Origin of the sequence: Pseudoalteromonas sp. 2CM36K, from assembly GCF_023161865.1 — a bacterium.
Classification (GTDB): domain Bacteria; phylum Pseudomonadota; class Gammaproteobacteria; order Enterobacterales; family Alteromonadaceae; genus Pseudoalteromonas; species Pseudoalteromonas tetraodonis.
The window spans coordinates 16732-41458 of the sequence record NZ_JALNTK010000027.1; the positions used below are offsets into that span (position 1 = coordinate 16732).

Sequence of the window (24727 nt, forward strand, 5' to 3'; positions counted from 1 at the left end):
AAAATCATAAGATCGCCAATATACCCAAGGCAATTAAAGATGCAAGTATCGCTTTAGGTTAAAGTATACCAAGCTATAAAAATAAGGGGCAAAGCAGCGAGCGCGATTGTTAAAGGCCACTTTAATGCTTTGGCTTTTTTAGCTTGTAATACTTGCAGTGCATTAGTTTCATTACAAGCAGCGACTTTATCAATATACAGATAACCCGAGTTTATATACTGCTTACAATTTTGCACGTCTGCAGGTATTGCAATTAGTTTTTGCTGCTTTTTTAGGACATAAAAATCCATAAACTCACCACACTTAATACGACTAGTTAGAACAAAAAATATTTGAGAGAAACACTAAAAAAGTACCCTCAAATTAAAAAAGTGGGCGATTCTAATTACAAACCATAGTAAAGATCAACCTAAAACTGCGTTTTTTAGTATTTTTAATGAAAATAGCTGTGTTTTTTCATTTTATCTCTACTTTTAGTGATACTCAGCCTATTTTGTAAACCCCCTTTACAGCTTAGTTTTTTATGTAAATTGCTAAACAATTTAGTTAAATGTTGTTGTGTAAAACCGTGTTTTTTATATTTACATAAAGGTGTGGAATATCACCCTATAAAAGTAGGGTTTTATCGCTATTTTATTGAAGCTTAGCTGTAAATTTGTCACAGTAGCGTCACTAAAATCGATCAGGATTAACAATGAAGAAAAATTTACTTACACTGAGCGCGTTTGTATTGCCTTTGGCAATGGCAAGCACTGTGCTTGCCTCATCTGTTGAGCAAACTAAAGGCAGCTATGTTGATAAGTTTCGTCAACTAGATGAAGCTTTACCTACTCCTAATGTTTACCGCAGTGCAGCAGGTGCCCCTGCTGAAAATTATTGGCAGCAACGCGTTGACTACGATATTGATGTAACACTCGATGAGCAAAAGCGTCGCTTAACGGGGAGTCAAACAATTGAATATAAAAATAACTCTCCACATACATTAAAGTATTTATGGCTTCAGCTTGATCAAAATATTTTTAAAAATGACTCAATTGCAGAAACCACGCAAACATTTAAAAGTACCCTACAGAACGAACCTGATGCAAAGCCTGCTAAGTTAAGCTTAGGTGATTTACGTCGTCAACAGTTTATGAACGATAATGAACTCGGTTACACCATTAGCAATGTTAAAGATGAAGGTGGTAAAGCGCTGCGCGTGACTGTGGTTGATACCTTAATGCGCATTGATTTAAATACCCCACTTAAACCCGGTAAAGATGTTGAGTTTAGTATGGACTTTGCGTTTAACCTCGTTGAAGAAGACGCGGTAGGCGCACGAGCAGGTTACGAGCATTTTGAAGAAGACGGTAACGATATTTTCCTAGTGGCACAGTGGTTTCCTCGCTTAGCGGCTTACACCGATTACGAAGCATGGACAAACAAACCGTTTTTAGGCAGTGGTGAGTTCACTTTAGAGTTTGGTGACTACGATGTTGAAATTACGGTTCCTGCGGATCATATTGTATCGGCAACTGGTAAGCTTGATAACCCAAGCTCGGTATTGACCAGCACTCAGCGCAAGCGTTTAAAAGAAGCTGAAACAGCAAAACGCCCTGTGTTTGTTGTTACCGAAGAAGAAGCGCTCGAAAACGAAAAAGCCGGTACAGACAAAACAAAAACATGGCATTTTAAAGCAGAAAATGTTCGTGACTTTGCTTGGGCATCATCACGTAAATTTATGTGGGATGCTAAAGGTTACCAGCAAGGTGGTGATGAACAACCACTCGTTATGGCGATGTCGTTCTTCCCTAAAGAAGGTGGCGACTTATGGAAGAAATACTCAACTGAAGCGGTTGTACACACGATGGAAGTGTATTCACAATATTCATTTGATTACCCATACCCAACTGCGCAGTCAGTTAATGGCCCTGTAGGGGGGATGGAATACCCAATGATCACCTTTAATGGTCCACGTACAGATTTACAAGACGATGGTACACGCACTTACTCTCAAGCAGAAAAGCGCTTTTTAATTGGGGTTGTTATCCACGAGGTGGGGCATATTTACTTCCCAATGATTGTAAACTCAGATGAGCGCCAATGGACTTGGATGGATGAAGGTTTAAATAGCTTTTTAGACGGTGTGGCTGGGCGTGAATGGGATCCAACCATTCCTTGGGGTGTTGAACCACGTGACATTGTGGCGTACATGAAGTCAGAGACTCAAGTGCCTATCATGACGCAATCAGACAGTGTGCTTCGTTTAGGCCCTAACGCCTATACTAAACCAGCTGCGGCATTAAATATTTTACGTGAAGTGATTTTAGGGCGTGAATTATTTGATTTTGCGTTTAAAGAATATGCTCAGCGCTGGAAATATAAGCGCCCTACTCCGGCTGATTTTTTCCGTACTATGGAAGAAGCGTCAGGTGTTGATTTAGATTGGTTCTGGCGTGGTTGGTTCTACACCACAGACCATGTTGATATCTCGCTTGATAAAGTATATCAATTACGGTTAGACACAAAAAACCCTGATATCGACTTTAAACGTTTACGTGATATTGAAGCAAATAAGCCAAGTTCATTATTTGTTGAGCGTAATCGCGCTGAAGGTAAAAAAACCTGGGTTGAGAAAAACCCAGATGTAACCGATTTTTATGACGAAAACGATCGCTTTACGGTTACCAATAAAGAACGTAATTCATACAATAAATTTTTAAAAGGCTTAAAACCGTGGGAGCGTAAAACCCTCGATCGCGCGCTAGAAGAAGACAAAAACTACTACGTGATGGAGTTTTCAAACCTTGGTGGCTTAGTGATGCCAATTCTTTTAGAGCTAACGTATGAAGATGGCACTAAAGAGGAACGTTATATTCCTGCAGAAATTTGGCGTCGTAATCACAAAAACGTACAAAAGCTGATTATTACCGACAAAAACAAACCGCTTACCTCAGTAACGGTTGATCCAGGTTGGGAAACAGCGGATGTTGATGTAGAAAATAACCACTACCCACGCCGTATTATTCCTTCGCGTATTGAAGTCTACAAACGTGAAAAGAGCAAGGCAAAAGTAAGCCGTGATATTATGCAAGATATCAAAACAGAGCTGAAAAAAGACGAGCCAAAAGACGAAAAAAATAACGACGAGGATCAATAATAATGCGCTTTTTGCTTATTATTGTTTGTTTTTTAATTGCTGCGCCAAGTATGGCGCATCAATTAAAATCATCCGTTACAACGGTGTTATTTAATCAGCGTACGCACAATATTGAAGTGATGCATCGTTTTTATTTACATGATACAGAGCATGCTGTTAGTAACTTGTTTAAAGGCAAAGTGGATATTATGAGTAACAAGCGTGACCAAAAACGCTTTGCCAAGTATGTTGAATCTCATGTTGCCTTACAAACCTTGAGCGGTGAGCCCCTCCCCCTTAATTATGTAGGTGCACAAGTGGATGGTAAGTTTTTTTGGGTGTACCAAGAAGCTGCTATTCCCGATAAAATTGAGGGCATTAGAATGAGTCATGGTGCACTGCGTGATTTGTGGCCTGCACAAGTGAATATGGTGAACGTTGAAGGGCGAGGACAGATCAAAACCTTAAACTTTAGCCAAGACGATACCTGGCTTGAAGCGAAATTTGAGCCGAAATAACCACTATTATTGCGCACCTTTAGAGGGTGCGCACTTTCCTTTATAGCTGATCGAGTTAATTAATTGCATCGTAAAGTCTTTACTATACCAGTTATACAAACCCAAACTATTATGTTATCAAACTAACTATAATTAAATTTCAATGGACTGAGCTGTTTTTATATGTTTATTGATATACTTTTTATTAAAGGTTTAGATAACCTAAGCCAAACCTAGCATACTGAGCTAATTATTTAGCGCAAGGAATGAAATGAAAACGCAAATTGAGGCAATCAAAGGTGTTATTTTTGATTTAGACGGAACTTTAGTATCTTCAGAATTAAACTTTTCATTGATAAAAGCCCAAGTAGGTTGCCCTGCAGAGCAAGACTTACTCGATCACATAGAACAACTACCTTCCCCCTATATGCGTGAAGAAGCAATGAATATAGTGCATCAGCATGAGTTGTTAGATGCACAATCGGCTAAGCTTCTACCTGGCGTTTTAGAGGCTGTTAAAGCGCTACAAGCTAAAAACATACCTATGGCCATTGTTACACGTAATTTTGATAAAGCGGCCACACTAAAGTTGCAACACAACCCATTGCCAATAGAAATGGTACTCACTCGAACTGAAGCTCCGGCCAAACCCGATCCGAGTGCTTTATTAATGATTGCAAGGCAGTGGTCCATGCCCGTTGATAATGTTATTTACGTTGGTGATTATTTATATGACATACAAGCTGCTCATAATGCAAAAATGCGAGCCTGTTTATATGCTCCTGATGCAACCCTAACCCCTGCCTATGCCGAGCAAGCCGATTTTGTCATTCATGCGTTTGATGAATTGGTAACATTAATTGACAATTATGCTGAAAAAGTGAGGGTCTGTTGACCTTTCAAGGTTGAATTTGCAGCAGTCTGTTTGGTATTTAGGCAAGGCAGAGCCTATGTGGTGTGGTTATTCCCCATAAATAGGCGATAACGCAGCATCAATGCCAAACAGGCGTTGCCCGGAGGGTTCTGCCTAGGGGCAATTAACTCTTTGTTGCCTACATGGATGTAGGTAAGGGGCGTGAGCAGGACGCGGAAGCTTTGCTCGGTTTTGACTTATTCTTACATGGATGTAAGTCAGTAGAATAACGCAGGAGCAGTTATCGAGCCCACTAGGTTACAAACCTCGCGCCGCGATTAAATTGCCCCTAGTTTGAACAAATAGCAATCCGCAAAGATTAACAGACCCTGATTATGTTAAATTGAGCTTCGTTTTTATTTATTTAATGACAGTGGGTATTATTTAAATTAATCCCCCGCTGCTTTTGCACAGCATAACATGTTGAACCACTAGCCCAATACGCTTTGAATTGGTAAAATATCAAAAACAGAACGTATTCAATAGAGGCACAAGATGGGCAGAGCATTTGAAGTCCGCAAAAATTCGATGGCAAAAACAGCCAATGCGAAAACTAAAGTAAATTCAAAGTACGGTAAAGAAATTTACGTTGCAGCCAAAAGTGGTGAACCTGATCCCGATGTAAATCAAACATTGCGCCGCTTAATTGAAAAAGCCAAAAAAGACCAAGTCCCTGCGCACGTAATCGAAAAAGCAATTGAAAAAGCAGCCGGCGGGGCAGGGGAAGATTACTCTTCAGCCCGTTACGAAGGCTACGGCCCGGGTAATTGTATGGTGATTGTTGACTGTTTAACCGATAACCCAAACCGCACAATTAAAGATGTACGTTTACCGTTTACTAAAACAGATTCAAAAATAGGTACACCTGGGTGTGTAGCACATATGTTTGATCACCTTGCTGTTTTAGGATTTGCAGGCGATGACGACGAAGTTGTGTTAGAAGCCCTTATGATGGCTGACGTTGATGTGACTGATGTAGAAGCCGAAGATGGCAAGGTATCGGTATTTGCACCGCATACTGAGTACTTTAAAGCTAAAAAGGCATTAGAAGAAGCATTTGAAGGCATTAACTTTGAAGTTGATGAAATTACCTTCGTTCCACAAGTACATGTTGAAATCACTGATGAAGAAGTCATTGCCAATTTTGATAAATTTATCAATATGCTTGAAGATTGCGATGACGTACAAAATGTTTATCACAACGCGACTATTAAAAATTAATTCGTAGCTAGTGAATAGTGATTATTCACTAGCGTTATAAAAAAAATCAGCTTATTGATTTTTTATTTTTAGGTTAAGTTTTAAGTTAGTGCTGTGCTTTATATTTCAAGCGGTAGCTGTGTAGTAGCGGCTCTGTGTAACCGCTCGGTTGACTAACCCCTTCAAATACCAGTGCTAAAGCAGCTTGATACGCAATACTTTTAGCTAATGTCTGCTCATTAGTTGCCATGGGAATGTAAAGGCTGTCATGTTCATTTTGGCCATCAACAACCTTAGCCATTTTTGCCATCACTTTTTGTACTTGCTCTTTGCTACATACACCATGATGTAGCCAGTTGGCGATATGTTGGCTTGAAATACGTAAGGTGGCTCTGTCTTCCATTAAACCAATATGATTAATGTCAGGCACTTTAGAGCAGCCTATTCCTTGGTCAATCCAACGTACTACGTACCCTAAAATACCTTGCGCGTTGTTTTCAAGCTCGCTTTGAATATCTTCTTTTGATAGCGTTTCAGGGTTTGGCATGAGCGGCGGTGTAAGTAAGCTCTCTAGGCTTGCTATTTGACGCGTGGCAATGCTTTGCTGCAGGCTAAATACATCAACATCATGATAATGCATTGCGTGTAATGTGGCGGCAGTAGGGGAGGGCACCCAAGCGGTATTTGCGCCAGATTGAGGATGCGCTATTTTTTGCTCCATCATCATCGCCATTTTATCAGGCATTGCCCACATACCTTTACCAATTTGCGCTTTATGGCTTAAGCCACAGGCTAGGCCAATATCAACGTTGCGATCTTCGTAAGCGCTGATCCAAGGCTGTGCTTTAATAGCCGCTTTCGGCAGCACAACTCCCGCTTGCATTGAGGTATGAATTTCATCGCCAGTGCGGTCTAAAAAGCCAGTGTTAATAAACACAACACGCTCTTTTGCTGCATGAATACAGGCTTTTAAGTTGGCTGATGTACGACGTTCTTCATCCATAATACCCATTTTAAGGGTGTTTTTAGGCAAACTCAGTGCCTCTTCAACCATACCAAACAAGGTATTAGCAAAGGCGACTTCATCAGGGCCATGCATTTTCGGTTTTACAATATTAATACTTTGCGCGGTTGAATTTTTAATCGTGTTTTTAGTGTTTAAATCGTGCAAAGCAGCTGTTGCGGTGAACATGGCATCCATAATGCCTTCAAACACATCATTGCCGCTTACATCCGTAATGGCTGGATTTGTCATTAAATGTCCCACGTTACGCACAAACATCATACTGCGCCCTTTGAGGGTCAGTTTTTGGCCATCAAGTCCTGTATATTGTCGGTCAGCTTGTAACGTGCGGTCGACCATTTTGTCGCCTTTTCTAAACGTTTCAACCAAGTTGCCTTGCATTAAACCAAGCCAGTTTTTGTAAACTTGTACTTTATCTTCTGCATCTACCGCGGCAACCGAGTCTTCACAATCCATAATGGTTGTTAGTGCGGCTTCTAGCACCACATCTTTTAGCCCTGCTTTATCTGCTTGACCAATAGGATGGTGATGGTCTATTTGCAGCTCAATATGCAATCCATTGTTTTTAAGTAAAATAACACTCGGGTTTTGTGCTTCACCTTGATAGCCAATCAGTTGCTCAGGGTTTTTAAGTGTGGTGTGCGAACTGTCGCGCAGGGTAATAGCAAGGGCGCCGTCAACAATAGAATAGTTAGTGCTTTCAATATGCGAGCCATTTTCAAGCGGTAATGCTTTGTCTAAAAACTGCCTTGCGTAAGCCATTACTTTAAAGCCACGAACAGGGTTGTATTGGCTGCCTTTTTCGGCGCCGTCGTCTTCGCTTAAAACATCGGTTCCATATAAAGCATCGTATAACGACCCCCAACGTGCATTAGCAGCATTAAGCGCAAAGCGTGCATTACTAACCGGCACCACTAGCTGTGGCCCTGCAGTCAACGCTATTTCTGGCTCTACATTTTGAGTTTCAATACTAAAGTTTTCAGGCTCATCAACTAGGTAGCCAATATCTTTTAAAAACGCTTGATACTGAGCTTGGTCAGCATTTTTATTTGCAAGGTGGTAGTCATCAATTTGCTTTTGTAGCTGTTCACGTTTAGCCAGTAGTGATTTGTTCAATGGTGTAAGTGTTTGCACTATGTGGGCAAAGCTTTTCCAAAACTGGTGTTCATCAAGATGGGTACCAGGTAATAATTGTTTTTTAACAAATTCAGCAAGTTGCTTATCAACGCTGAGTCCTGAATGGGTGAGAGTGTGGCTCATAATTAATATCCTTAAACGGTCCGACAGTGTGCAATTTTTTATATGCGTACACCTACCATATCGCAAAAAAGTGGCTTTGAATGCCTTTTAGTCATTCACTATATGTATAGCCGCAATAAAAACTATAAATTTACTAAATCTAAAAAATAAGCCTAATGTTTAATTAAGCGCTACAGAGCTAACGTGATGTAGTCACTCTCTCAACAATAAATATTAATACCCGTTCGAAGGACTTTATTATGACAACATATCAAGGCGAAACAGATACACTAGCAACATTATGCCAATCACAAGGCAGTGCATGGAAAACAATTAATCCTGAATACGCAACACGTATGCGTTTACAAAATCGTTTTCGCTCTGGTGTTGATATTGCACAATTTACAGCAGACATCATGCGTGAAGACATGGCTGCATACGATAAAGACACAAGCCAGTACACACAGTCTTTAGGTTGTTGGCATGGTTTTACTGCGCAACAAATGATGATGGCAATCAAGCGTCATCAAAAAACAACTAAACGCAGTTACGTATACCTAAGTGGTTGGATGGTTGCAGCGCTTCGCTCTGAGTTTGGTCCACTTCCAGATCAAAGTATGCACGAGAAAACATCAGTACCTGCACTTATCGAAGAAATCTACACCTTCTTAAAGCAAGCGGATGCACGTGAACTTGACCATTTATTTAACGAGCTAGACGATGCAAAAGCAAACGGCGGCGACGTTCAAGCAGTGCTTAATAAAATTGATAACTTTGAAACGCATGTTGTGCCAATCATTGCTGATATTGACGCCGGTTTTGGTAACGAAGAAGCGACTTACCTACTTGCTAAAAAGATGATTGAAGCGGGTGCATGTGCTATTCAAATCGAAAACCAAGTATCAGACGCTAAGCAATGTGGTCACCAAGCAGGTAAAGTGACCGTTCCTCATGAAGACTTTTTAGCTAAAATTAATGCAGTACGTTACGCGTTTTTAGAGCTAGGTATTGATAACGGTATTATCGTTGCGCGTACCGATTCACTAGGTGCAAGCCTTACGCAAAAAGTACCGGTTTCAAAAAAACCAGGTGACTTAGCAAGCCAATACAATGCATTTTTAGAAACAACCCCAGTAAACAGTGTTGATGACTTGAATGAAGGCGAAACAGCAATGAAGCTTAATGGCCAACTTTGTAAGCCTACACGCCTAGACAATGGTTTATACCAGTTCCGCGAAGGCACTGAAAAAGACCGTGTAGTACTAGATTGTGTAACTAGCCTACAGTCGGGCGCTGATTTACTGTGGATTGAAACAGAAAAACCACACGTAAAACAAATTGCAGAGCTGGTAAATCGCGTTAAAGAACAAGTTCCAGATGCTAAATTAGTATACAACAACTCACCGTCGTTCAACTGGACGCTTAAGTTCCGTGAGCAAGTATACCAAGAGTGGCAAGAAGCAGGTCGTGACCTTAGCGCTTACCCAAGTATTGATGATAACAAAGCGCTTATGGCTCCAGAAATGGATTCAACAGAGCTTGCTGCAGCTGCAGACTTACTGGTACAAAACTTCCAACGCGATGGTGCACGTGAAGCGGGTATTTTCCACCACCTAATCACGTTACCAACGTACCACACAGCAGCATTAAGCACAGATATTCTATCTGAAGGTTACTTTGGTGACTTAGGTATGCTGGCTTATGTACGTGATGTACAGCGTCAAGAAATCCGTCGTGAACAAGCGTCAGTTAAGCATCAAGACCTTGCAGGCTCTAACATTGGCGATACGCACAAAGAGTACTTCTCTGGCGAGAATGCACTTAAAGCCGGTGGTGAAGCTAACACCATGAACCAATTCTAATTCAACTAGATAGTGTTACTTAAGGGCCGCAAGGCCCTTTTTTTATGCTTGCATAAAGGCAAAATTTAATAGATCAGTATTTTACTAGCTAGTTATTCAGGGATGCAATGCAGGTTAAGAGTGTAAATAAATTTAAAGGATGTTTATGCTTGGCTGTGAGGACTTTATGTTGATTACGCTTTGACACGTGTAAGCACAATAAATTAACTGTTTTTGCCGTATATAGATCAGAGTTTAACTAACATAGTGAAAGCAGATCACGATTTAACTAGCTAGTTAAAATACAGATCAGGTTTTAACTAACCATGCTAATAACGGCCATTTTTATTATTAAAGGGGGGGATTTGTCTTTCTAACCTTCAATTTGAGCATCTAAACGCTTAATTTAAAGATTTTTAACTAGGGTTTAGAAAGTAATAAACCGATTTTTTACTAACTGTCGCTACTTATAAAACATTTTTTTACTAACTGAGGGCTTATAAACAGTGACTCAAACCGATTTTTTACTAACTCAAAGGGGTTAAGTTAGTATAAACCGAATTTTTACCAACTCAGTTTGAAGCTAAGTCCGATATTTAGCTAAAGTATGTAAGGGATTACTCACATTATTGCTGTAAAGGGGGTTTACACTTGTGAGCTTCGAGCAACGAGCTTGTATAGCTCGTTACTCATAACTCTACGTTTTATTTCGAATGCTTATCAAACCACCACTGAATGTAAGCCACTTTAGTCATTAAATTTGATGGACGGGCAGTTATACCATGTGAAGCGTTTGGAATACGCACCATCGCGGTATCAACCCCCTGCAATTTTAAGGCTTGATAAAACTGCTCTGTTTCTGAAATAGGCGTACGGTAGTCTGCCTCACCCGTGAGTAACATGGTTGGGGTTTTAACATTGCCAACATAACTGATGGGTGAGCGTTTCATGTAATGCTCAATATGATCCCAAGGTTTGTCCGGAAACCAATAATCGGCAAAGAAAGGATAGAAGTCGGCAGTGAGTACAAAGCTGATCCAATTAATTACTGGTTTGGCAACCACAGCTGCAGCAAAGCGATCTGTATGACCTACAATCCACGCGGTTAATACACCGCCGCCAGAACCACCGGTTACGAACAACTTAGATTCATCAATAAACCCTTTGGCAACGAGTGCATCAACACCCGTCATTAAATCATCGTAGTCATTGCTTGGGTAATTATGATGAATGGTTTGCGCAAACTCTTTACCGTATGAATCACTACCACGTGGGTTCATGTATAAAACCACGTTCCCTTTAGCGGCAAATAGTTGTACTTCGGCACTAAAGTGCGGGCCATAATTAGCGACAGGGCCACCATGAATTTCAAGCACTAGTGGGTATTTTTTTGATTTATCAAAACCCGGTGGGTAAGCAACCCAGCCTTGTATTGGCAGCTCATCGTGGCTTGATTTAAGCCATAATTCTTCAACCTCAGCGAGTTGCTTGGTTGCGAGTGCATCAGAATTTAAATCAGTTAAGCGCTGCGCTTTACCACGCTTTATTGTGGCTACATCAGCAGGACGCTGGGTATCGGCCAATGTAAATGCAACATGACCATTTTCACTAATATCGAAATCGCCACCGGAATAAGGGCGACCAAACGCAACACTGCCTATTTGTTCGGTAATCACTTTGCGTTTGCCACTTCGAGGTTGATAAGCCAGCGCAGTTTGCCCTTCATCGGCATAGCTAAAATAAAGCCCTTTTGAGTTCGCGCTCCACTTAATTTGGCCAACACTTCTATCAAAATCGGTGGTTAGGCTGTGAGTATTCCCTGTTTTTAAATCGCGAATATAGAGTTGGGTGTTTTCGTAATTAGTACGCTTGTCGTCATACCCTGTATAGGCAAGGTATTTGCCATCGGGTGACACTTTAGGTTGTTGATCGGGCCCATTACGCTCAGTTAGAGGGAAAATGGCTAGAGAGTCTAAATCGAGTTGATAGAGCTCAGTGTTAGTGGGCTTCAATTCATTATTTTCATTGCGATTAGCAGAAAAATACAATGTTTTACCGTCTTCTGTTATGTCTATTTGGTTGGTATATTCAAGATTAAAGATATCTTGAAGTTGTAATGTGTCGATATTGGCAACAGCTAATTGACTGCTGCCCAGTATAAGACTCATAGCTAAAAACGTTTTCATTATTTATCCCTGTTTTAAATCACAGCTCTATTTAGAGGGTAGGAGAGGGATAATTAACAGTCAGATGCGACGAAGCCAGTATTTAAAACTACCAATGAATGAAAGTGATAAAAGAAAGTAAAAGCTGTAAAGGGGGTTTACAGCTTAGAGGAAGTTATACGCTTGCGCTGCAAAGTGCCTTAATATCTTCAATAAGCGCAACACCTTGGGCGTTATCACCGTGCACACAAATACTATCGGCGTTAAGTTTTAACGATTTTCCTGACTGGGTAGTCACACTGTTACTAGTTAAAAGCTGTTTAACTTGTGCCAATAATGCTGCTTTATCATGCACACTGCCTGCTATATTTCTTGCTACTAGGTGCCCTTGATCTGTATATAGCCTGTCTGCGAACGCTTCTAAAACAAGCGTTAGTCCAAGATGACGTGCCATTGTATGGTGGTGTTTAGCATCGGCCGTGGCCAGTATCATTAATTTTAGGTCAGCAGGGTAGCTGGCAACTGCGCCCATCACAGCACTAAGTAATGGCTGGTGTTTCATCATGTCGTTGTAAAGCGCACCGTGGGGTTTAACATAGCTAAGGGTTAATCCTTGTGCCTTTGCCATACCATCAAGGGCAGCTATTTGGTAGTGTAAACACTGAGTGAGCTCGGCCACACTTAGGTTCATTGAGCGTCTGCCAAATCCTTGTTTATCGGGGTAGCTTGGGTGAGCGCCAATCATAACATTATGCTGTTTAGCGAGCTTAAGAGTATTGGCCATAACACTAGGATCGCCCGCATGAAAACCACAGGCAATGTTTGCCATATCAATATGCGGCATTACTTGATCATCAAGCCCCATTTTCCACGCGCCAAAGCTTTCACCTAAATCACAATTGAGTTTCATATTAGTGGCTCTTTGATTGTTTAATAGTTACCGGTAAGCTGCCTTTAGCAGAGGCTTGACCGAGTAATACTTTAGCAAGTGCTGTAAATGCAGGCCCAGATACTTGCTCGTTTTTGTCTACGTCAATATTATAAGCATATGAAGCTAATACTGCATCGGCAGAGTCGCCAAACTGCGCAATATCATAAGGAGCTCGCAAACTAATAAACACGGTGGGTATTTGTTGCTTGTTAGCCATTTTAAGTAATGATTCAAGTGCTTTAGGTTGCTCTGCGTTATTGAGGGCAAAGTCTGGGTTATCGGCTAAATCATCCATCCCGCCAATTTCCACTGCGCTTTGATTAGGCGTGGCATTCCCGGCAATAATAATATCAGCTTGGTTTATATTACGCTGAGCATCAACAGGGTCAAAACCTTGTAAACTGCTACAGCTAAAAACTAATGCGTGTGAGCTGAGCGTCATTATGGCTTGTTGTATGGCCATACATTTACGCGTATCGGGCATAATAATATGAATGTGTTGGCCAGCAGTAAGCTTAAGTGGCAAGGTGTTGTTGTTATTTTTTATTTGGGTGATCGCCGCTAAGGCCAGTGACGCTTCTAATTCGCGATGTGCTTTATTACCAATAATGTGCTTGGCATTGGCTAATGCTTTGATGGGAACAGGCGAAGCGTTTAATTTAAATTTACTTTTAAGTGAGATAATACGCTGTGCTGAATGCGCAATTTCCTGTGCGTTTAGTTGCTCTGATTTAACCGCACTGACTAATGACTCAATGAGAACATCGAGCTTTTTAATGTCATCTGGCGTTCTAATCTCTATTGGCATAAGCGCAATATCAACCCCAGCGGCAAAGGTGTTTATAATTGCTTGAGTTGGACTAAAAAAGTGACTAATACCTGCCATATCAAGTGCATCGGTTACCACCACACCTTGATAGTTAAGTTCTTTACGTAGAATATCGGTCATGATTTTACGCGACATTGTCGCGGGCTTGATCATTTGTTTGCCATCAACATTAGTCAAGGTACTGCTATCGAGCTCTGGATACTGAATATGCGCAGTCATTATCATGCCCGGACTGTGCTGCTCAATAATGTGTTTAAAGGGCGCTAAATCTTGTGCGTAAATCACCTCTTTTGAATGCATCACTTTAGGCAAGCCGGTATGACTATCTACATTGGTGTCGCCATGCCCAGGAAAATGCTTTAGTGCGCTAATAATGCCATTTTTTTCAAATTCACTAACTTGTGCGGCACCTAATACTGCTACATCATTTGGGTTTTCACTAAAAGAGCGGACATTAATTACCGGATTGCCTGGGTTCATGTTTACATCAACGGTTGGCGCGTAATTTACATTAATCCCCAATGCTGAGAGCTCCGTGGCAAGAACATTCGCGGTTTGAGTTGCGAAATAAGTGCCATGCTCTGGATAGGTGGCGCCAATTGACATATTACCGGTAAATGAAGTGGCCACATCACGTGGCAGTCGTGCTACGCGTCCACCTTCTTGGTCAATTGAAATAAAAAGCGGTAAGCCTGATTTAGACTGAGACGCAGCTTGTTGCAGTTGCTGATTAAGGCTAATTATTTGTTCGATGCTTTGGGTGTTTTCAGAAAATAAAATAACCCCGCCAATATTATAACGGCTAATCGCTTTGGCTAGTGTATCTGGTAATTCAGTTAACGCTGTTCTGCAGCGCTCACTGCTGCCTTGGTGACAAAAATAGCGTAAATCGAGCATAAGCTTTTGCCCAAGTTGTTGTTCAAGTGACAGCGCAGAATCGGCAAAAGAAGATTTTATTGACATGAAACATCCGATTAAAAAAAGAGAAGACGACAACAGGTACTTATTTAGCAACACACACCTCAAGGCTAAATAAAAATAAAGTGCATGCAGCTTAACTATTATTGAGCTTAACTGCAAAACCCGACATATATAATAAATGTCATTTTGTTATTCCAAAAATAACAAAAATTAGGCTACTTAGTTTAATTTCTGTATTATATTTAGGATATATGTAGTACATAGCAGTCGTTTTTATTTGCTTAGGATGATAATAAATTGCGTTTTCGATCACCATTTACTTTTAAACTTAGGCAATTAATTCTGTTGTTAGCTATCACTGCTACAGCCACTATTTTGTTCAGTGGTTCATACATTAGTTACCAAGTACAAAAAGAACGGGTAATAGAAGATACTCTCAAAAGTAACCATGTATTTGCTAGTAAGCTTGCCTCGGCGACCGAACACTTTTTAGCCGCCGCGATGCAGCAACTTGAGTTTTCAGCCAAAATAATTGCTAAAGATATTACCAATACTGCGTTACTCCAAGCTGAAACCAACCGCCTTTTAAACCAAACACATAGCTTTAATTCGGTAGCAATTAACATGCAAGGTGTCGTTAAAGCGGCCTCACCTGTTTCATTAAATATTATTAATAAAACCGTTAATTCAACTCAATCTAAACAAGCCTTTAAACTACAGCGTCCATTAGTTAGTCGTCCTTATGTATCGCTTGCGAATAACTTAATTGTTGTACTTTCTTATCCTTTATTTGACGAGATGGGTAACTACTATGGCTATATTGGCGGTAGCTTTTATTTAGAGCAACAGAGCATTTTAAACGCCTTATTAAAACAGCATAGTTACGATGGCGGGGCATACTTTTATGTGGTGGCTGATAATAAAACCTTACTTTATCATCCTGAGACTGAGCGGATTGGCGAACAAGTCATTAATAACCCAGTAATAGAGCGTGTTTTGCAAAGCGAAGATGGATACGCCCGGGTTTTAAATAGCCAAGGCGTGTCTATGCTTGCTGGATATTCGCCCGTTAAACTTGCTAATTGGGGCGTAGTTGCCCAGCGTAGTGAGGTGGCAACACTTGCCACGTTAGATACTTTTCAAGGGCTGGTGCTTAAGCGAATGCTACCAATTGTATTAATTACTTTTGTATTGATTGGTGTGTTAGCGCATTTTATTGCTAAGCCCCTTAGGTTACTAGCTGACAGTGCAAATTTATCGACTGATCAAAAAAACGTAGCGAATCTTAAAAGTATTAAATCTTGGTACTTTGAAAGTCAGCAACTTAAAGCAGCCATGTTAGAGGGAATTAATATACTGCAGTCGCAAATGGGTCAATTACGCCAAGATGCACTCACCGATCCGCTAACTGGTGCGCATAATCGGCGAGGTTTGTATTTATTGTTAGATAAATTAATTCAAGAACAGATCCCCTTTGCGGTTCTAGAAATAGATATCGACTTTTTTAAACGGGTTAATGACACTTTTGGCCATGATGTGGGCGATGAGGTACTAAAAACTTTAACGTGTGTGATCAAGCAGGTATCTCGCAAAGATGATATTGTCGCGCGAACTGGTGGGGAGGAATTCTTACTTATATTACCGAACGAAAATAGCGATAGTGCGTTTGTTATTGCTGAGCGGTTACGTAATGAAGTGGCGAATACACCGATGGCCAAAGTTGGTTGTATAAATGTCTCCATCGGCATTGCTACATGGCCGCAGCACAGTGATGATATTGATCAAGTATACAAATGTGCTGACAAAGCGCTCTATCATGCAAAAGAAACGGGCCGTAATAAAACCGTTATTGCCAGTCTAAATTAAATTTTTTAAAAAATTAATTTACCTTAAGTTTTATTTAAGTTTCGCCTATTAAATTCTACCTATAGATTTAATACAGGCGATGCTTTTATGCAACTAGCTCAACAACAACAGTCATCATCAGCACTTTTTCAGTCGTTCACACAGTGTGTGAGCGCGAGAGAATGTGATGAACACCGTCAGCGCCTTGAAGATACAGTAAAACAAGGTTTTTTAGCTGCGTATAATGCCAGCCTAACTTCATTTATGCCATTACTCTGTCAGTATAAAACTCAGCAAGGGCATTGCACATTAGGGCTTAGAAACGCCACCTCTCCTTTATTTATTGAGCAATATTTAGCAGCGCCCATTGAGCAGTTTTTACCAATGGGCACACAGCGCAGTAAAGTGTTTGAGTTAGGTAATCTCTATTCAACACACAGAAAAGCCACGTTATCGCATTTTATTATTGTTAATGAAGCTTTAAGAGCTATTGGTGCTACTAATTTGGTTTTTTGTGCCACCAAACATGTACGCGCTTTATTGCGTTTATTAGGGGTAACGTGTAATGAAATTGCATTGGCTAACAGCAGTGTTGTTGAGCAACCAAAAAGCTGGGGAAGCTACTACGCTAACCAGCCTACAGTATGCATTGTTAATTTAGATCAAGCACATCTACAGGTACTTAATACGCCAATGCTACTTGATATTAAACAACAAAATGCAAATGGAATTACGGCATTAATCAACGCGCTGGAGACGGTATAAGTATGTTAAATAGCTTAAATGACTTAGCTATTCAGCCGGCGGTTGTCGCGCATTTTGCGAATCAAACACAACAGTTAACAGGCACTGAGCTGCTTCAAGAAATTAATAAAGTTGCGGAAATTTTTGCAAATTCAGATGCTGATGCAATTGCATTTCAACTTGATAACACACCTGCTTGGTTGGTACTTGATGCTGCGACCAGCGTTGCTAATAAAGTGGCTATACCGATTGCCCATTTCTTTAGTCAACAACAAACGCAATATGTGTTGGCACAGTGTGGTGCACAACTGTTCATAAGTGATATGCCAAGGCTTTCTTTGGGTGCGCATACATTGTCTATTACTTTGTTTGATCATTACACTTTATATATTTATCAGCTCAACGTTAAAGAACCAATTAGTTACTTTGAGGGCACGCAAAAAATCACCTTCACGTCAGGCTCTACAGGCGAGCCAAAAGGTGTGTGTTTATCAACTCATAGCCAAATGCAAGTTGCACAGTCGTTATGTGAGCAAATAGGTATAAGTAAACCAACTCACTTATGTTTATTGCCATTACCTGTATTACTGGAAAATATTGCAGGTATTTATGCACCATTATTAAGTGGCGGTTGTGTACATTTAATGCCGTTAAACGAATTGGGTTTTGTTGGCTCAGGGTTAAAAAATCCTGAAAAACTAATTAGGGCAATTGACAGTGTAAAACCTAACACCCTTATTTTAGTGCCTGAGTTATTAACGTGTTTAATTGCGTTTGCAAAACAAGGTTGGCAGCCGCCAAAGTCATTACAGTTTATTGCAGTTGGCGGAGCGCTCGTGAGTGATGCTTTAATTGTCACCGCCAGAGAGCTTAATTTACCTGTTTATCAGGGGTATGGATTATCAGAGGCGGCATCCGTTGTAAGTTTAAATACGCCCAAAAATGATGATTTAAAGAGTGCCGGCACTGTATTACCGCACATACAAACCAAAATCGAAAAAGGCCAGTTGTACATAAAGGGTGAGCTATTTTTAGGGTATTTAAATCAAGCGCCGCATAACCCAAATAACTGGTATGCAACAGGCGATTTAGTGACCCAGCATGGCAATAAGCTGTTTATAAAAGGGCGACTTAAAAACCTGATTATTACCAGCATGGGCCGTAATGTGAGTGCTGAATGGCCTGAGTCATTAATATTGAGTCAAAGCGCGATTATACAAGCCGTTGCTTTTGGTGAAGGCAAACCTTTTTTAACCGCGATTATTTATGCAATCCCTGAGTTGAGTGAGCAACAACTCAGTGAGCATATGAAATTTATAAATCAACAGTTACCCGATTATGCACAAGTTAAAAAGTGGCATCGGTTAGCTCAGCCTTTAAGTGTTCAGCAAGGGTTACTAACGACCAATAATCGTCCTAAGCGCCAGGCTATTAGCCAGCAATTTAACCTTATTTTTGAACAATTTTACCGACTTGGAGAAGTAATCCATGACTGATTTTTTTAATACATTAAAAGCACAAACTCAAAACGAGCGTGAGTACTTATTAGCTGCGCCAATTATACAGCGCGTTTTTAAAGGCCAAGCATCACTTGAAGAGTATGCGTCATTTTTAGCGCAAGCCTACCATCATGTAAAACACACTGTGCCATTAATGATGTCGTTAGGTGCCCGTTTGACCGACGAACAAGAATGGTTACGTGAAGCCGTAGCCGAATACATTGAAGAGGAAATTGGCCATCAAGAATGGGTGCTTAACGATATTGCCGCGTGTGGTTTTGATAAAGAAAGCGTGCGCCATAGTAAGCCACAATTTGCTACCGAAATGATGGTCTCGTATGCCTATGACAGTATCGCTCGTAAAAATCCATTAAGCTTTTTTGGCATGGTTCATGTACTCGAAGGGACTTCAATTGCACTGGCTGATGGCGCAGCTTCAAATATTGCTGATGCTGTTGGTTTACCTAAAAAAGCATTTAGCTATTTAACCTCTCATGGTGCGCTTGATATAGAGCACGTAAAGTTTTTTGAAAACTTGATGAACAAAATTACTAATGAGGCCGATCAGCAAGCTATTTTACATGGCGCAAAATGTTTTTATCGTTTGTACGGTGATATTTTTCGCGCTTTAGATGACGAGCCGTTCTTTAAAGCATCAGCACAAGAGCAACACGCATGAATACCGGCTTATGTGTGTTAACAGGAGCCGCTGGGGGAATTGGCCAAGCGATTGCCAAAACATTGCACGCACAAGGTTGGCAATTACTATTAGTAGGGCGTAATGGCGATGCGCTAAATGCGCTAAGTAGCCAGTGCCCAGGGAGTATGACTTTTGTGGGAGATTTAACCGTTGCAGAAAACATGTTGGCACTCGCCATTAAAGCCAAAAAATTAGGGGGCGCTAAGTTACTCATAAACAATGCAGGCATTAATGTAATGCAAAGCTTAAGTGCATCGAGTAGTGAGCAAATTGATAATCTACTGAGCACTAATTTAGCCGTCCCTATGAAATTATGTCAGCTGTTTTTAGCGCAATTGCATGCGAATAAAGGCTCCATAGTTAATGTTGGGTCGTCATTTGGCAGTATAGGTTACCCATATCAAACACTTTACTGTGCTAGTAAGTTCGGTTTACGTGGTTTTAGCGAAGCGCTATCACGAGAGCTTTCAGATACACCCGTTAAAGTTAGTTATTTAGCACCAAGAGCAACCGATACAGATATTAATGATGCACAAACACGAGCAATGAATAAGGCGCTTGGTAATCAAATGGACTCCCCGCAGTTGGTGGCTGATGAGTTAGTTGCGTTATTAAACTCAAATAAAACCAGACGATTTATTGGTTTTCCTGAGAAACTTTTTGCACGTATCAATGGTGTTTTTCCACGTATTGTGGATAACGCAATTGCTAAACAGCTCCCTAAAATAAAACAGTTTTTAGGTTAATAGAGGATTTATTATGAAAAAATTTACTTTAGTAGCTTATTTAAGCATTATTAGTGTGTTTTCATCGCCGGTATTTGCAGACGAACAAAGCGATTTACTCGCTATTCAACAGCAGTGGGCGGTTGCTAATTATGAGCTTAAAGATGATGCACAAATCAAAGCCTTTACTCAACTAAGTGAGCAAAGTGCTCAATTTATTGAAAGCTACCCTGATTCAGCAAATAGCTATACGTGGAACGGCATTGTACTGGCCAGTTTTGCTGGCGCAAAGGGTGGGTTAGGGGCGCTGGGCTATGCTAAAGATGCAAAAGCGTCATTAGAGCAAGCCCTTAAAATAGACGACAGTGCTTTAGGTGGCTCAGCGTATGCCAGCCTAGCAACCTTATACAGTAAAGTACCGGGGTGGCCAATAGGCTTTGGTGATGATGACACCGCCGATAAGTTTTTTAAGCAAGCACTCGCTTTTAATCAAAAGGGCATTGATACTAATTACTTGTATGGTGAGTTTTTATACGACGAACGTGAATATAAGCAAGCCAAAGCCCATTTGTTAGTTGCACAAGCGGCCGGTATTCGTGATACTCGCGCTAAAGCGGACAAATATCGTCAGCAAGCAATTAGCCAATTATTAGCTAAAGTTGATAAAAAACTAAAGAGATAACAAAAAAAACAATGCATTTATTATTAGTTGAAGATGATCATCTTGTGGCGCAAGGGCTTTGCCGCTCATTGCGCCAAGAAGGCTACAGTGTAGAACACAGCGCAACGGTTAAGCATGCGTTGCAATGTTTAGGCAGTGGCGAAATAGAGTTGGTTATACTTGACCTAGGCTTACCTGATGGTGATGGTTCGCAAATTTTAAAGCACATAAAAGCACAAAAAAAAGTCATTCCGGTGGTGATACTAACCGCTCGCAGTAGCATAGATGACAAAGTGCAAGGGCTTGATATGGGGGCTGATGATTATTTAGCTAAGCCATTTGAACCAGCCGAATTATTTGCTCGCTTGCGCGTAGCGAGCCGACGTGTAAATCAAGCTCAGTCGAGCATATTACAATGTGGTGATGTTACTATGGATACGTCAGCGCACAGTGTCACACTTAACGATGAGCTACTTTCTCTACCGCGAAAAGAGTACATGCTGCTAAAAGCGTTACTGGAAAACCAAGGTCGCGTGCAATCTAAGCAGCAGTTAGAAAATAAACTCTATCAATGGGGTGAAGAGGTTGGCTCTAACACCATTGAGGTGCATATTCATCACCTACGAAAAAAATTCCCCAGCGATTTTATTAAAACTCTCCGTGGTATTGGCTATGTCGTGGGAAAGAGATAGCTCACGTGATTAAAACGTCCCTAGATTGCACAAACTTGAATTTACAAAGGTAACCATACTCTATGTCAATTCGTAAGCGTTTAACACTTATCTTACTGTCAATGATGGTGTTAACTTGCTTTTTAGCTTTAGTCAAAGGCTATCAAAAAAGTATGAGCCATGGTGAGCAATTACTCGATAGTGAGCTAAAAGTGGTGGCTGGAGTCTTGATGCAACAGCCTCTATCTATAAACGCTATGGCGCCAAAAATGCAAGAAAGCGCCCAGTTACTGTATCAAATTTGGCAAAGTGGTGAGCTACTTAGCGGTTCTGACGAATTAAATCTTGATTTGAGCCAGTATCAAGCGGGTTTTCAAACGCTTAATATTGCAGGGCAGCGAATGCGGGTATTCGTTTTTGCTACTTCTTTACGCACCGTTATTGTTGCCGAGCCGATTACTAAGCGGTTTGAGCTTGCCGAGGCGGTGATTTTATCAGCCATGTTACCCATGTTATGGGCGGTTCCTTTGCTTGCGCTATTTATTAGCTTTTTTGTTAAATATGCACTGGCACCGTTAACCCGTTTATCAAAACAGTTAGCTCTGCGCCAAGCAAATGATTTCACAGCGATCAATTGGCAGGTGACGGATGAAGAAATAAAACCAGTGATCAGCCGCTTAAACGACTTATTTAAACGCGTAGAAACGGCCTATTTACGAGAACGTTTTTTTGCTTCAGATGCCGCCCATGAATTACGTACTCCCCTGAGCAGTTTAAAAATTAATGTGCATAATTTGGCCGCCCAACAAGGCGATAACCAAGAATTACAAGCCATGACTCAAGGTATTAATCGACTCACCAATATAGTGGAGCAAATGCTAATACTAGGGCGTACTCAGCCAGAGCAGTGGCAAAAGCAGTTTAAAGAACAGTCATTATTAGCGATCACGCAAGAAGTAGTTAGCCAACTATATGAAAAAATAGAGGTTAAAAATCACACTATTAGCCTTGAGGGAGATGACTTTACTATTAACGGTGATGAGTTTACCTTAGTGACGTTGATTTCAAACCTACTGAGTAATGCTATAAAGTACGCGCCTGCAAACGGACAAATAAAAATTACCCTAAAGCAGATGCACAGGCAGCGTATTTGGCAAATAGAAGACAGCGGTCCAGGTATGACTGACGATCAAAAACAACGGATATTTAACCGTTTTTATCGCGTTGGCGGCGACCAACATCCTTCGGGTGAACAAGGTGCGGGCTTAGGCATGGCAATAGTCCAGCATATTATTGCTATTTATAGCGCTGAAATTAATTTAACAGACAGCGATTTGGGCGGCTTAAAAGTACAGGTAGTTTTTGCAGGAGCTAAATGTGATTAAACGACTTATTCGCCCCTATTTATATTGTTGCGTATTTTTATCATTTAACGCCGTCAGTAAAGACTATCTTATTGTACTTAAAGATCATTTGTTTTATCCCGCAGAAATCGTGGTGCCAGCCAATAAAAAGGTACGCTTGTTAATCGAAAATCAAGATAGTACGCCTGAAGAATTCGACAGTTTCGATCTCAACCGAGAGAAAGTACTTTACCCTAATCGCAAAAGCGTTATTTATATTGGGCCGTTAACTCCTGGGCGTTATGAATTTTTTGGCGAGTTTTCACCCAATACGGCGCGTGGTGCTGTAATAGCGACCGAAAAGGAGGGTTCTGATGCTAATAACTAGCCTTGTGATGAGCCTCAATCAGTTATTGCCGGTAGCCATTTTACTTATCTTACTCCAAGTGATTGCCAGGCAAAGTTTAGTGAAGGTACTGGGGATGCTTGTTTTAGGTGTGGGGCTATCATTTTTATTTGTAAAAAGTGCTCCGCTAATCAGTCCCTTGTTCGACTATCAGGGTTTAGAATATACCCAAATTGCTTTATGTGTTTTAGTGTTTATCAGTGCGCTGTACTACGCCATTAAACAAGCAACGCCTGCATTTATGATTGCGATTATCAGCGTAATGACTCTTTATTTAAGTCATTACATTATTTACCTGATTGGCTTTTGGCAAAACAACGAAGCAGCACAAAGCTTATTTATTGGCACTTTTTTAGGCTTAGGGATATGCAGTAGCTTTAGTGTGTTGTTGTATTTTTTATTGGGTGCAATCAAACAGCGCTTTGGGCTTATTCCTTTATTGGTATTGTTAGCGTTAAACAGTGCGGCAAAACTGGTTGTGGCACTTGATTTGGCGAGCCAAATTGATTTGATAGCAACAACGGCAACCGTATGGGATTTACGTGCTATTTTAACTGAAAACTCAGAGTTTGGACGGGTTTTGCGCGCACTTATCGGTTATGAGGCTACGCCTAATTTAACCAGTGTTTTAAGTTATGTGCTGAGCAGCGTGTTATTTTTATCAGTTTGTTATTTTATTCCTAAATCAATAACTAAGGAACAATCATGAAAGCAATAAACCTATTTGCAGCCACTGTATTAATTGGTTTTTGTTTATTAATACCTAAGCTGACTTATGCTGATGGCATAGTGGTTGATAAAGTTTATCATCCGTATGTTTTGCCGTTTGAGCGCGAGCTAGAGTGGCGGCTTGTATCACATCAAACCGACAGTGGTAATATTTTAGCGCAGCGCGTTGGCTTAGGCGGCGCAATTAACGACACCATGGCATTGGAAGGCTATTTAGTGGGCGAGCGCGATGATAATGGTGACTTTGGCTTGCAAGCGTATGAGTTAGAACTTCGTTGGCAGTTAATAGAGCAGGGCAGGCTATGGGCTGATTGGGGCGCGTTATTTGAATTTGAAAAACAGCATGACGCCGACGCATACGAAGCAACCACCGGTTTTGTGATTGAAAAAGAGTTTGGTCGTGCAAGTCTCACTATGAATGCATTTTTAGTGTACGAGTGGGGCCAAGATATACAAAATGAGTGGGAAAGCGAATTTAGAGCGCAATATCGCTACCGCTATTTGTCTGCTTTTCAGCCCGCGGTTGAGGTTTATCTTGGCGAAGACTTTGTCGGTATTGGCCCCGGATTTATAGGGTTACATCGCTTTGATGGGCAAAAACAATTAAAGTGGGAAGCCGGTTTTATTACTGAAATCAGCCAGTCAGAGAAAAATCATAGCTTTAGAATGGCACTAGAATTTGAATTTTAAGCTCTTTAAACAAGTACTTAATTTATAAAGCGGGCT

The 24727-nt window shown here is 40.8% G+C and carries 20 protein-coding genes and 1 pseudogene; 16 read left to right on the forward strand and 5 right to left on the reverse strand.

Translation table 11 applies throughout. From position 1 onward, the window contains the following. Positions 1 to 53: 53 nt before the first annotated feature. On the reverse strand, positions 54 to 290 hold the full coding sequence (locus MTN97_RS15525; protein ID WP_248474819.1) for a hypothetical protein: 237 nt from the start codon (positions 288 to 290) through the stop codon (positions 54 to 56). 404 nt (positions 291 to 694) lie between these two features. Here MTN97_RS15525 and MTN97_RS15530 point away from each other — a divergent pair, with 404 nt between their 5' ends. The 4 genes from MTN97_RS15530 (at position 695) to MTN97_RS15545 (ending at position 5749) form a co-directional block, all read left to right on the forward strand. Further along, complete coding sequence (locus MTN97_RS15530; RefSeq protein WP_248474820.1) at positions 695 to 3139, forward strand: M1 family metallopeptidase; 2445 nt, start codon at positions 695 to 697, stop codon at positions 3137 to 3139. Between the two features lie 2 nt (positions 3140 to 3141). Further along, on the forward strand, positions 3142 to 3636 hold the full coding sequence (locus MTN97_RS15535; RefSeq protein ID WP_248474821.1) for a DUF6702 family protein: 495 nt from the start codon (positions 3142 to 3144) through the stop codon (positions 3634 to 3636). 250 nt (positions 3637 to 3886) lie between these two features. Further along, a complete protein-coding gene (locus MTN97_RS15540) occupies positions 3887 to 4510 on the forward strand; it encodes an HAD family hydrolase (RefSeq protein WP_138627405.1) in 624 nt (207 codons plus the stop codon). 513 nt (positions 4511 to 5023) lie between these two features. Next, complete coding sequence (locus MTN97_RS15545; protein WP_036983603.1) at positions 5024 to 5749, forward strand: YebC/PmpR family DNA-binding transcriptional regulator; 726 nt, start codon at positions 5024 to 5026, stop codon at positions 5747 to 5749. Between the two features lie 85 nt (positions 5750 to 5834). On the opposite strand, the gene MTN97_RS15550 is transcribed toward MTN97_RS15545, so the two are convergent. Beyond that, positions 5835 to 8012 carry a malate synthase G gene (locus MTN97_RS15550; protein ID WP_248474822.1) on the reverse strand — a complete coding sequence of 726 codons (2178 nt, stop codon included), beginning with the start codon at positions 8010 to 8012 and terminating at the stop codon, positions 5835 to 5837. 239 nt (positions 8013 to 8251) lie between these two features. Here MTN97_RS15550 and MTN97_RS15555 point away from each other — a divergent pair, with 239 nt between their 5' ends. Beyond that, positions 8252 to 9853: an isocitrate lyase gene (locus MTN97_RS15555; RefSeq protein WP_036983605.1), complete on the forward strand. Its 1602-nt coding sequence runs from the start codon at positions 8252 to 8254 to the stop codon at positions 9851 to 9853. A gap of 683 nt (positions 9854 to 10536) precedes the next feature. Here MTN97_RS15555 and MTN97_RS15560 read toward each other — a convergent pair. The 3 genes and pseudogenes from MTN97_RS15560 to MTN97_RS15570 all read right to left on the reverse strand — a co-directional run. Beyond that, positions 10537 to 11895 (reverse strand): annotated as a pseudogene (locus MTN97_RS15560) (S9 family peptidase); the annotation flags it as partial. A 277-nt stretch (positions 11896 to 12172) separates the two neighbouring features. Then, positions 12173 to 12907: a 5-oxoprolinase subunit PxpA gene (locus MTN97_RS15565; protein ID WP_036983606.1), complete on the reverse strand. Its 735-nt coding sequence runs from the start codon at positions 12905 to 12907 to the stop codon at positions 12173 to 12175. A 1-nt stretch (position 12908) separates the two neighbouring features. Beyond that, positions 12909 to 14720: a glycoside hydrolase family 3 protein gene (locus MTN97_RS15570; RefSeq protein WP_248474823.1), complete on the reverse strand. Its 1812-nt coding sequence runs from the start codon at positions 14718 to 14720 to the stop codon at positions 12909 to 12911. Positions 14721 to 15023: 303 nt separating this feature from the next. Here MTN97_RS15570 and MTN97_RS15575 point away from each other — a divergent pair, with 303 nt between their 5' ends. The 11 genes from MTN97_RS15575 to MTN97_RS15625 all read left to right on the forward strand — a co-directional run bounded on the left by MTN97_RS15575 (position 15024) and on the right by MTN97_RS15625 (position 24691). Then, the gene (locus tag MTN97_RS15575; RefSeq protein WP_248474824.1) at positions 15024 to 16544 is read left to right on the forward strand and encodes a sensor domain-containing diguanylate cyclase; all 1521 of its coding nucleotides are present in this window, start codon (positions 15024 to 15026) and stop codon (positions 16542 to 16544) included. Between the two features lie 87 nt (positions 16545 to 16631). Then, the gene (locus MTN97_RS15580; protein ID WP_248474825.1) at positions 16632 to 17288 is read left to right on the forward strand and encodes a thermostable hemolysin; all 657 of its coding nucleotides are present in this window, start codon (positions 16632 to 16634) and stop codon (positions 17286 to 17288) included. A gap of 2 nt (positions 17289 to 17290) precedes the next feature. Next, positions 17291 to 18763 (forward strand): AMP-binding protein, encoded by a 1473-nt coding sequence (locus MTN97_RS15585; RefSeq protein ID WP_282447408.1) that lies wholly within the window; start codon positions 17291 to 17293, stop codon positions 18761 to 18763. Next, positions 18756 to 19445 (forward strand): TenA family transcriptional regulator, encoded by a 690-nt coding sequence (locus tag MTN97_RS15590; protein WP_016900001.1) that lies wholly within the window; start codon positions 18756 to 18758, stop codon positions 19443 to 19445. Before MTN97_RS15585 ends, MTN97_RS15590 begins: the two co-directional genes overlap by 8 nt. Beyond that, complete coding sequence (locus MTN97_RS15595; RefSeq protein ID WP_248474826.1) at positions 19442 to 20212, forward strand: SDR family oxidoreductase; 771 nt, start codon at positions 19442 to 19444, stop codon at positions 20210 to 20212. Before MTN97_RS15590 ends, MTN97_RS15595 begins: the two co-directional genes overlap by 4 nt. Positions 20213 to 20225: 13 nt before the next feature. After that, positions 20226 to 20873, forward strand: coding sequence for a hypothetical protein (locus MTN97_RS15600; protein WP_248474827.1), 648 nt, complete (start codon positions 20226 to 20228; stop codon positions 20871 to 20873). 11 nt (positions 20874 to 20884) lie between these two features. Then, positions 20885 to 21544 carry a response regulator transcription factor gene (locus MTN97_RS15605; protein WP_214551856.1) on the forward strand — a complete coding sequence of 220 codons (660 nt, stop codon included), beginning with the start codon at positions 20885 to 20887 and terminating at the stop codon, positions 21542 to 21544. A 62-nt stretch (positions 21545 to 21606) separates the two neighbouring features. Continuing rightward, positions 21607 to 22908, forward strand: coding sequence for an ATP-binding protein (locus tag MTN97_RS15610; protein ID WP_248474828.1), 1302 nt, complete (start codon positions 21607 to 21609; stop codon positions 22906 to 22908). After that, the gene (locus MTN97_RS15615) at positions 22901 to 23254 is read left to right on the forward strand and encodes a cupredoxin domain-containing protein (RefSeq protein WP_248474829.1); all 354 of its coding nucleotides are present in this window, start codon (positions 22901 to 22903) and stop codon (positions 23252 to 23254) included. The genes MTN97_RS15610 and MTN97_RS15615 overlap by 8 nt, the downstream gene beginning before the upstream one ends. Next, positions 23241 to 23981, forward strand: coding sequence for a hypothetical protein (locus MTN97_RS15620; RefSeq protein ID WP_036983615.1), 741 nt, complete (start codon positions 23241 to 23243; stop codon positions 23979 to 23981). Before MTN97_RS15615 ends, MTN97_RS15620 begins: the two co-directional genes overlap by 14 nt. Next, a complete protein-coding gene (locus MTN97_RS15625; RefSeq protein WP_248474830.1) occupies positions 23978 to 24691 on the forward strand; it encodes a hypothetical protein in 714 nt (237 codons plus the stop codon). Before MTN97_RS15620 ends, MTN97_RS15625 begins: the two co-directional genes overlap by 4 nt. Positions 24692 to 24727: the final 36 nt, after the last annotated feature.